The sequence below is a fragment of the Planktothrix sp. FACHB-1355 genome, assembly GCF_014748295.1.
Classification (GTDB): domain Bacteria; phylum Cyanobacteriota; class Cyanobacteriia; order Cyanobacteriales; family Aerosakkonemataceae; genus Aerosakkonema; species Aerosakkonema funiforme_A.
In genome coordinates this window covers 1-1,645 of the sequence record NZ_JACJUP010001332.1, presented here as the reverse complement: position 1 = coordinate 1,645, position 1,645 = coordinate 1, and the positions used below count along the sequence as shown (strand labels likewise).

The 1,645-nt window shown below is 42.6% G+C and carries 1 protein-coding gene and 1 pseudogene; both read left to right on the top strand.

Annotated features, from left to right (window positions below):
• A pseudogene (locus tag H6S82_RS32100) lies at positions 1–726 on the top strand (dienelactone hydrolase); the annotation flags it as partial.
• Positions 727–963: 237 nt separating this feature from the next.
• The coding region (locus tag H6S82_RS32095; RefSeq protein WP_191057413.1) for a Uma2 family endonuclease at positions 964–1,645 on the top strand (682 nt) is incomplete at its 3' end.

Genomic DNA, 1,645 nt, shown 5'->3' with positions numbered 1-1,645 from the left:
GAACTGGAACGTCGCGCACAATCAGACCCCACATTAAAAGGGAGATTAAATCTCCAGCAAGTCGGTGCGATCGGTCAGTCTTTAGGCGGTTATACAAGTTTGGCATTAGCAGGTGCAAAGCTGAATTTCCCCCAACTGCAAAAAGATTGTAACAACGACCAATTTTTGAACTTATCCCTATTAGTTCAGTGCGACGTAGCTAGATTACCTAATTCAAATTATACTTTACAAGACGAACGCATTAAAGCAGTCTTTGCTATCAATCCTTTAACTAGCTCTGTTTTCGGACAAAGCGGTTTAAGTCAAATAAAAGTTCCCGTCATGCTAGTTGCTGGCACCGACGATATTTTCACACCCGCAGTAACAGAACAAATACAACCTTTTACCTGGCTCACTACGCCAGAAAAGTATTTAGTTTTGCTCGAAAACGCCACGCATTTTACGACTATTGCCAAAAGCAGAGATGAGAGAAGCGTGCTACCTATTCCGCCTGAATTGGTTGGCCCCGATCCGGCTCTCGCTCGACCGTATATTAATGCTTTGAGTACCGCTTTCTTTAAAAATTACTTGACAAATGCGTCAGAATATCGTGCTTATTTGAGCCCTGCTTATACGCGATCGATTACCCAAGAACCGTTTAAGCTTATTCTCGTACAATCGCTCACAGCAACTCAAATAAATCGAGCAATTGAAAGCGTTACTCCCAAGCAAGCTTCGCAACCGTAACAAACACCAAAAAAGCTCGATCGAGTAGAGGTACGTTGTTGTGCTTCAGCGCTATGACTAGCCAATTAATTTGTAGGTTTAGTTGAGAAACGAAACCCAAATTGTTATTTGAAATAATTGGGTTTCGCTACAAATAGATTAATTGAAATCGCAGGTGCAAGCTCTCAGCTTATTGATTAATAAAATTCTCAACTTCTGCTCGCTATCATAAAGCTATTAGTATTGCGGAAATCCGTCATGTTAAAGTACAAATCGTGGGAATGCTTGCCCCCAGCCGAGTGCCTACCCGACTCTGACGATAAACCTGTGGATAACGAACTGCAAGATTTAATTCCCCACTTGCTGAAAACAATACTAGCTTTTGCGTGGGCAAACCGTTGGGATTGGTTTTTTGGAGTGGATATGGGGATTTACTATGACTCCAAAGAATCCCCCATAGCGCCAGATGGTTTTCTTAGCTTAGGAGTAGAACGGTTTATTGATGAAGAACTCCGCTCATCTTATGTATTTTGGGAAGAAAATTATATAGCGCCCATTTTCGTGCTGGAAGTCGTATCCCATAAACCAGGAGGAGAATATAAGCGGAAAAAAGACATTTATGCCAAAATGGGAGTTTTGTACTACGCAGTTTACAATCCCCTGCGTCGCCAAAAACCACCTTTGGAAGTGCGTCATTTAGTCAATGGTTCATATAATTTGCTGTCGGGAAATCCCATTTGGCTACCTGAAATTAATTTGGGAATAGGCATAGAAAGGGGAACATTTCAGGGAATCACGCGAGAATGGTTGTACTGGTACAACGAACAAGGACAAAGATTGCTGACACCGGAGGAACAACTAACCGAAATACAGCAGGTAGCTCAACTTGAGTTTCAACGCCGTCAAGAAGCGGAACGACGCGCCGAGAGAGATCGGAAGA